Origin of the sequence: Mesorhizobium ventifaucium, assembly GCF_935822925.1 — a bacterium.
Classification (GTDB): Bacteria; Pseudomonadota; Alphaproteobacteria; order Rhizobiales; family Rhizobiaceae; genus Mesorhizobium; species Mesorhizobium ventifaucium.
Map to the genome: position 1 here is coordinate 10641 of NZ_CAKXZS010000031.1, position 6718 is coordinate 17358.

The 6718-nt window shown below is 64.8% G+C and carries 9 protein-coding genes; 7 read left to right on the plus strand and 2 right to left on the minus strand.

Features of this window, described 5'->3' with window-relative positions:
• Window positions 1-144 precede the first annotated feature (144 nt).
• The 5 genes from NMG70_RS25085 (at window position 145) to NMG70_RS25105 (ending at window position 3421) form a co-directional block, all read left to right on the plus strand.
• Window positions 145-573, plus strand: coding sequence for a hypothetical protein (locus tag NMG70_RS25085; RefSeq protein ID WP_254027013.1), 429 nt, complete (start codon window positions 145-147; stop codon window positions 571-573).
• Between the two features lie 3 nt (window positions 574-576).
• Window positions 577-1032: a hypothetical protein gene (locus tag NMG70_RS25090; RefSeq protein ID WP_254027014.1), complete on the plus strand. Its 456-nt coding sequence runs from the start codon at window positions 577-579 to the stop codon at window positions 1030-1032.
• A gap of 79 nt (window positions 1033-1111) precedes the next feature.
• Window positions 1112-1663 carry a terminase large subunit domain-containing protein gene (locus tag NMG70_RS25095; protein ID WP_254027015.1) on the plus strand — a complete coding sequence of 184 codons (552 nt, stop codon included), beginning with the start codon at window positions 1112-1114 and terminating at the stop codon, window positions 1661-1663.
• A gap of 308 nt (window positions 1664-1971) precedes the next feature.
• Complete coding sequence (locus NMG70_RS25100) at window positions 1972-2727, plus strand: phage terminase large subunit family protein (protein ID WP_367185583.1); 756 nt, start codon at window positions 1972-1974, stop codon at window positions 2725-2727.
• Window positions 2728-2758: 31 nt separating this feature from the next.
• Window positions 2759-3421, plus strand: a complete 663-nt coding sequence (locus NMG70_RS25105; RefSeq protein WP_254027016.1) for a hypothetical protein — start codon at window positions 2759-2761, stop codon at window positions 3419-3421.
• Window positions 3422-3433: 12 nt separating this feature from the next.
• Here NMG70_RS25105 and NMG70_RS25110 read toward each other — a convergent pair whose 3' ends face one another.
• The gene (locus tag NMG70_RS25110; RefSeq protein WP_254027017.1) at window positions 3434-4051 is read right to left on the minus strand and encodes a methyltransferase domain-containing protein; all 618 of its coding nucleotides are present in this window, start codon (window positions 4049-4051) and stop codon (window positions 3434-3436) included.
• A 128-nt stretch (window positions 4052-4179) separates the two neighbouring features.
• Here NMG70_RS25110 and NMG70_RS25115 point away from each other — a divergent pair, with 128 nt between their 5' ends.
• Together NMG70_RS25115 and NMG70_RS25120 are read left to right on the plus strand one after the other, a co-directional pair.
• Window positions 4180-5907, plus strand: a complete 1728-nt coding sequence (locus tag NMG70_RS25115; protein WP_254027018.1) for a portal protein — start codon at window positions 4180-4182, stop codon at window positions 5905-5907.
• Window positions 5904-6227, plus strand: a complete 324-nt coding sequence (locus NMG70_RS25120; RefSeq protein ID WP_023798589.1) for a Bbp19 family protein — start codon at window positions 5904-5906, stop codon at window positions 6225-6227. Before NMG70_RS25115 ends, NMG70_RS25120 begins: the two co-directional genes overlap by 4 nt.
• Before the next feature lie 33 nt (window positions 6228-6260).
• Here NMG70_RS25120 and NMG70_RS25125 read toward each other — a convergent pair whose 3' ends face one another.
• Complete coding sequence (locus NMG70_RS25125; protein ID WP_254027019.1) at window positions 6261-6626, minus strand: endonuclease domain-containing protein; 366 nt, start codon at window positions 6624-6626, stop codon at window positions 6261-6263.
• Window positions 6627-6718: the final 92 nt, after the last annotated feature.

Here is a 6718-nt window from a genome sequence, read left to right on the forward strand (position 1 = left end):
CGAGTGAAGCTGCTAATCGCCCCCTCAAGGGGGAGATGTCCGGCAGGACAGAGGGGGCGTGAGGATCGCGACGCGTGTGATCGTCACTTTCGCCAACACGTTTCTTCACGCGTGCCATAGCGCACACCATCACCAGAGACCGCCATGTCCAAGCGTTACGCCACCATCATCAGCGACGATGACGGCCGCGAGGTCGTCAGTGCCATTGGCGAATTCGAGGGCGCGCCCGATGTGTGCCACGGCCAATTCGAGCCGGTCGCGGTCGGTGTGCGGATCGGCATGGTGCGCGGCGGCCCCGTCGATGCGGCCGACGGCTTCGGGTTTGCGCAAATGAGCGTCAGCGTCGGTGCGGTGGTTATCGCCAGGGCGACGCTCAAAACCGCGTCAGGCGCCGGCAAATCCGGCAGCGCGGCTGCGGCAAGGCCCGATGCGGCAAGGCTCGATGCGGTAAGGCGGGCGCGGAAGCCAAAGGCAAAGCCCGGCAAGCGGGCGCGCAAGAAACCTGCGCGGCCGGCCAAGAATGCGGTCAAGAAAACAGCGAAGCCGGCTATCTCGGCCGGGACGGCGGGGTAGGGCATGACTGACGATCCTTTCGACGACGAACCGGCTGATGTGACCGAACCCGGGCCTTACGGCCGGCCGAAGCGAGCGAAGAAAACGCTGGCCGATGGTTTTCTGGAAGCCATCCGCGCCGATTTCCGGGCGCATGGCGCCGGTGTCATCGCCGAGGTTCGCACCGAAAAGCCCGATCAGTATCTGAAGATCGTGCTGTCGGTGCTGCCCAAGGATCTGCATCTCAACATCAACAGTCTGGAAGCACTGAGCGATGACGAAATCAGGCAGCGCATCCGCGGCCTCGAAGCCGTCCTGCGGCCGTTTCTCGAAAAGTCTGGCGTCGCAAGACCTGGCGTCGCAAGACCTGGCCTCGCAAGACCGGGGCTCGCAAAACCGGGGCTCGCAAAGCCGGGCCTCGACGGCGAAGACCGAGTATCTGAGCCTGCTCAGGGAATTGGACCGGAGGCGGCGCACTAACCAGCTTGCCGCCTACCGGCCTTACCCGCGACAGGCCGAGTTCCATGCGGCCGGTGCTATCAACCGAGAACGCCTGTTCATGGCCGGCAACCAGCTCGGCAAGACAAGGGCCGGCGGCGCCGAATGGGCGATGCATCTCACCGGCCGTTATCCCGAGTGGTGGCAAGGCAAGGTGTTCGACACGGCCGTGCGGCTGTGGGCGGCAGGCGTCACCGCCGAGGGCACGCGCGACAACCCGCAGCGCATTTTGATCGGCCCGCCGCAGCAGCCGGCGGCGTGGGGCACCGGCATGATCCCGGCCGCCGCCATTGTCAGCACCATCATGGGTCGCGGCGCGCCGCATGGGCTGGACAGCGTCGTGGTGCGCCATGGCGGCGGCGGCGATGTGCAGGCCGATGAATCAGTGCTGTCGTTCAAGAGTTTTGAGAAGGGCCGCGAAAAGTGGCAGGGCGAAACGCTGCACGGCGTCTGGTTCGACGAGGAACCGCCGCTCGACATCTATTCCGAAGGCCTGACCCGCACCAACGCGACAGGCGGCATCACCATCGTCACCTTCACGCCGCTGCTCGGCATGTCGGATGTGGTGTTGTTGTTCCTGTCGGCGGGAGAGGTGGAGGGAATGGGGAGGTGAGGTGGTTTTTTGAAGGAAGCTTCGCTTCCACTCACCCGTGGCGTTCCTTCGCGCCCCCCTCTGTCCTGCCGGACATCTCCCCCACTTGGGGGGAGATTGGCAGCTTCCGCGTCCCGATTGCCTACAACCATTGGAGATTGGCGAGCCAATGCGACATCCAATCTCCTCCCTCCAGGGGGAGATGCCAAATTTTGGCAAAGAGAGGGCAGGACAGAGGGGGCGCTGTCCCGCCATCCAAAAAGTCCTTGGCCAAACAACACCATACGTCCGGCGCCTCCCAACATGATTCAAGCTGCGAGGGCGAAGATATGACCCGTCACGTCACCTTCATGACCATCGACGATGCCGAGCACTACACGCCGCAGCAGCGCGCCGCGATCATATCGGCCTATCCCGCGCATGAGCGCGAGGCGCGGGCAAAAGGCATTCCGGTGCTCGGCTCCGGCCGCATCTTTCCGGTGGCGGAAGAATTGATCGCCTGCGAGCCGTTCCGGCTGCCGCGCTACTGGCCGCGACTCGGCGCGCTGGATTTCGGCTGGGATCATCCGTCTGCAGCGGTCGAGCTCGCCTGGGACACGGAGGCCGATGTCGTCTATGTCACCAAAGCCTGCCGGGCGTCACAGCAGACTCCCGCCATGCAGGCGCTGACCCTAAAGCCGTGGGGCGAATGGCTGCCCTGGGCGTGGCCGCGCGACGGCCGCCGCGAGACGCTGGAAGGTGCGGGCGTGGCACTTGCCCGGCAATATGGCGCGCATGGGCTGAACATGCTTTCCAGCCATGCGCACTTCGCCGACGGTTCGGTGTCGGTCGAGGCCGGGCTGATGGAGATGCTCGACCGCATGCAGAGCGGCCGCTTCAAGGTGTTCTCGACGCTTCTGCCCTGGTTCGAGGAGTTTCGGCTCTATCACCGCAAAGACGGCCAGGTGGTAAAACTGCGCGACGATCTGATGGCGGCGACACGCTATGGCGTGATGATGCTGAGGGAAGCGGTGGTCGACCCGGCGGAGTTCAAGACGGCACGGCGAAAGGCAGGGCAGAGCGATCCGCTGGGGGCGTTTCGGTGACTCGAAGGCAACCACATACCATGATCGCCTCATGACCGTCCGCATCATCCCCGCAACCCTGCGCGACCTCTCCTACATCGCCGCCAATCTGCGCCCCGAGGACAAAACTGAGATCGATTGCCAGTTCGACGAATGGTCGCCGGCGCTGCTGGCGCTGACGGCGCTGCAGGGGTTTGCCTATGTCGCCGAGCTGGACGGCAATCCGGAGGCCGGCTTTGGCGCCGCCGAACAGCGCGGCGGCTTATGGATCGCCTGGAGCTGGGGCACGCGCCGCATGAAGCGCTGCGTGCCTGGCATTACCGAGTTCTTTCGCGCCGTGCTCGGTCCGCAGGCTGCCGCGCACGGCGCCTGGCGGGTCGAGGCGCGGGCGCTGGCCACCAATGAATTGGCGCTGCGCTGGCTGGCCCGGCTTGGCGCCACGCAGCGCTGCCGCCTGTCGGGTTACGGCAAGAACGGCGAGGATTTTTTTCTCTATGACTGGACAAGAGAAAGCTGGAACCATGTGCCTATTTCAAAAGCCGCCGGCGCTGAAGCCGCTGCCACCGACACCGACCGTTGCCGACAAGGACGTGCAGGCGCGCGAAGCCGCACTCAGGGCGAGCTCGAGCAGCGCCAGGGAACGCTGAGCACCGTCAAGACCGATCTGTCGCCGAGCGACCTCACCGGCCAGCGCCGCGTGCTGCTGGGGGTGTGATGTGGCGCGCTGTCACCCCGGCTTGCGCGCGAACGCCCAGACCATCAGCGGATATTCCTCGTCGTTGCTGAGGTCGCGCCATAGGCCGTAGGAGCGCACCGGCCCGCCGATATGGGCCTTAGCACAGGCTCTGTTGCCCCAGCTGAACACTTCTATCCCGGATTCCGGGAAGCCGCCTTCGACCAGCAGCTGCTTCAGGCCGGCGGGGGTCCAGCGGTTGTAGTCGTGCGGCCTGGCATGCACCCTGAACAGGAACGGCGTCGCCACCATCGCCCAGCCGCCCGGCCGGGTCATGGCGTGGATATTCTGTGCCGCGGCAAGCGGGCGCTGCACATGCTCCAGCACCTGGTCGGCGATAACGACGGAATACTGGCGGTCGGTGCGGTCCTTGCAGATGTCGAATTCGGGGAAATCGACCGATGCATAGTTGGAGCACATCGTCTTCCAGTGGCGGTTCCAGCCGGGCGAGATCTCGATCACGTCAGAGGATTTGCGGCCGTCGGCCTCAAGAAACGCGGTGAACGCCTCGATCTGCCTGATGCGCAGCCAATTGCGGGAATCGTAGCCGAGCAGCCGCTTTGCAACCTGCTTGCTTCGCCTCTTCAGGGCGCCGGGTAGGCTTTCCGTCATTGTCAAATCGATCTCCTTGAGTCGCCGCCGCGCCCCCCCTTGAACATCGCAAAAGCGAACAAAATTCGACCTGGCCTTGGCAACATCTGGGCTTCGAACAAGCTGATACCACCGAAGAAGGAAATGCCATGGCGAGCGATTCCCGTGCCCACGATATCCTGTCGCGACAGGCGGAACTGGAGAGCGAGCGCAGCCAGTATGAGACTGTCTGGGAGGCGGTGTCGGAATTCTGCGACCCCGACGCGCCCGATGTCTGGAGTGGGCGCCGGGGCGCGGAACCACAGGCCGAGCGGCAGGAGCGGCGCGGCGCCCGCGTCTACGCCAACACCATCAACTCGGCCGCCAACCGGCTGGCCGCGGGGCTGGAAAGCCTGATCATCCCGCAGTCGGAAAAATGGCACGGGCTGTCGACCGCCGCCATGAATGACGAGGAAACCGACGAGGAAAAGGAGTGGGCGGAAGCGCTTCGCGATTTCCTTTTTGCGCTGCGCTATTCCGCCAATTCGAATTTCGTGCCGGCGACGCAGGCCTGCCTTCGCAACGTCGTGCGCTACGGCCCGGCCTATCTCTACGCCGAGGAGGGCTTTGGCGGCACGCTGATCCGCTATGCCTCGATCCCGGTGGTCGAGGGCTATCTCTGCCGCAACCGCTGGGGCCAGGTCGACATTTTCCACCGCCGCTACGAGCGCACGGCGCGGCAGGCGGCGCAACTGCTCGGCTATGAGAAGCTGCCGGCCCGGATCAAAATGCTGGTCGACGACCCAGCCAAGTGCGAGACCAAGATTTCGCTGATCCAGTGCATCCAGCCGCGCGACGAGCGCAAGATGTACCGGCTGGGCGGCACCTTCCAATATCTCGACACGGCGTTCGCTTCCTATCACGTCGTCGAGGACGAGGAGGTCATCGTCAGGGAGAGCGGTTTCCGCTCCTTCCCGGTGTCGTGCTTCAACTGGCGACGCTACGAGGGCGACCCCTATGGCATTTCGCCGACCATCGAGGCGCTGACGACGGTGCGCGAGGAAAACGCCGTGCGCCGCTCCGGCCTCAGGGCGCTGCAGCAGATCACCGATCCGGCGACCGCGTCGAAGGCACGGCTCGACTATGTGCCGGTGCTCAATCCCGGCGAGAACTATCCCGGCCTGATCGACGACAATGGCCGGCCGCTGATTGCGCCGATCGTTACCGGGCAGAACCCGACTTATGCGTTCAACTACGCCGAAAGCCGGGCCGAGGAGATCCGCGACATGATGTTCGTCAACCTGTTCCAGACGCTGGTGCAGAACCCGCAGATGACGGCCACCGAAGCCTTGATCCGGCAGGAGGAGAAGGGCGCGCTGCTCGGCCCCTCCGGCTCGATCATCCAGGCCGGTTTTGCCTCTAATCTCGACCGCGAGATCGGTATCCTCGAGGACAAAGGATTATACGAGGAAGACAGCCGATTCCTGCCGCCGGCGAGCCTCGCCGGCAAGGCGGTGCGGCCGACCTTCACCGGCCCGCTCGACGTGCTGCGCCGCTCGGCCGAGGCGCGCGACACCATCCAGGTGGTGACCACGGCCATGCAGATGGCGCAGTTCGACCCAGGCGTGATGGACAATATCGACGGCGACGAGGCGCTAAAGATCGTGCAGAGCGCCGGCCGCAGCCCGCAGCGCATCTTTCGCCGCCAGGACGAGGTGGCGGGGATTCGCGATGCCAGAGCCAGGGCTCAACAAGCGCAGGCCGGCATGGCGGCGATCGCCACCGCCGGCAAGGTTGCCAGGGATGCCGTGCCGGCGGCGGTTCAGGCGCGCGACAGCGGCCTGCTCGACAGTCTCAGTGGGCTGATGCCGCAGGGCGGCGAGGGCGGCGGCGCATGAGCGGCAAACGCTTCGCCCATTCGCGCCAGGCCGGCGGCCCGGCAAAGGCGCAGGATGCGCTGACCAGGGCCTATCTCAGGGTGTTCTCAGGCCAGGACGGCGAGATGGTGCTGGCCGACCTGACGGCGGCGACCGGCTATTACCGCCGCCCGTCCTATGGCGAGTGGCTGGCCAAGACCAGGACGCCGAACGGCTTCGAGCTGCACAGCGCGCTGAGCAACGCGCGCGCCGAAGTGGTGCAGCACATCATGGGGTTTCTGACACTGGACGAAGCGCAACTGGCGGCGCTGGAGAAGGCGGCGCGGCTGGAGGGGAGGTAGGGTGTGGTGCGAAGGCGCTGTCCCGCCGGCGTATCAAGTCGCACCTGCGAGCCCTGCCTCGATCACAATGTGCTGGCAGACATTGTCGATGTCGCGAATGACGTCGTCGTTCCAGAAGCGCAGGATGGTCCAGCCGTCTTGTTCAAGACGCTTTGTTCTTGCCTCATCGCCTGCATTGGCGTCGGCATGTTGCGAACCATCGACTTCGACGACGAGTTTTCTCTCCGGGCAAGCGAAGTCGACGATGTAACCGGCGATTGGAAATTGTCTCCGGAAGCCAAGCCCCATCAGCCGATGCGCGCGAAGCTCGTTCCAAAGCTTCAATTCCGCGTCGGTCATCGCCTTCCGCATCGACTTGGCATTTGCGCGATTTCGCGGAGGCAATGTCGTGTGAGGCATCGGTCAATGCTCGGTCGTTATTGAGGTTGGCGCTCTATGGCGCCCCCCTCTGTCCTGCCGGACATCTCCCCCACTTGGGGGGAGATCGTCTC

What these genes read in the sequence shown, in the direction of transcription:
- NMG70_RS25095 (WP_254027015.1), top strand. Translation starts at nt 1,112, where the DNA reads ATGGCCGGCAACCAGCTCGGCAAGACAAGGGCCGGCGGCGCCGAATGG.
- NMG70_RS25125 (WP_254027019.1), bottom strand. Translation starts at nt 6,626, where the DNA reads ATGCCTCACACGACATTGCCTCCGCGAAATCGCGCAAATGCCAAGTCG.
- NMG70_RS25090 (WP_254027014.1), top strand. Translation starts at nt 577, where the DNA reads ATGACTGACGATCCTTTCGACGACGAACCGGCTGATGTGACCGAACCC.
- NMG70_RS25115 (WP_254027018.1), top strand. Translation starts at nt 4,180, where the DNA reads ATGGCGAGCGATTCCCGTGCCCACGATATCCTGTCGCGACAGGCGGAA.
- NMG70_RS25110 (WP_254027017.1), bottom strand. Translation starts at nt 4,051, where the DNA reads ATGACGGAAAGCCTACCCGGCGCCCTGAAGAGGCGAAGCAAGCAGGTT.
- NMG70_RS25100 (WP_367185583.1), top strand. Translation starts at nt 1,972, where the DNA reads ATGACCCGTCACGTCACCTTCATGACCATCGACGATGCCGAGCACTAC.
- NMG70_RS25085 (WP_254027013.1), top strand. Translation starts at nt 145, where the DNA reads ATGTCCAAGCGTTACGCCACCATCATCAGCGACGATGACGGCCGCGAG.
- NMG70_RS25105 (WP_254027016.1), top strand. Translation starts at nt 2,759, where the DNA reads ATGACCGTCCGCATCATCCCCGCAACCCTGCGCGACCTCTCCTACATC.
- NMG70_RS25120 (WP_023798589.1), top strand. Translation starts at nt 5,904, where the DNA reads ATGAGCGGCAAACGCTTCGCCCATTCGCGCCAGGCCGGCGGCCCGGCA.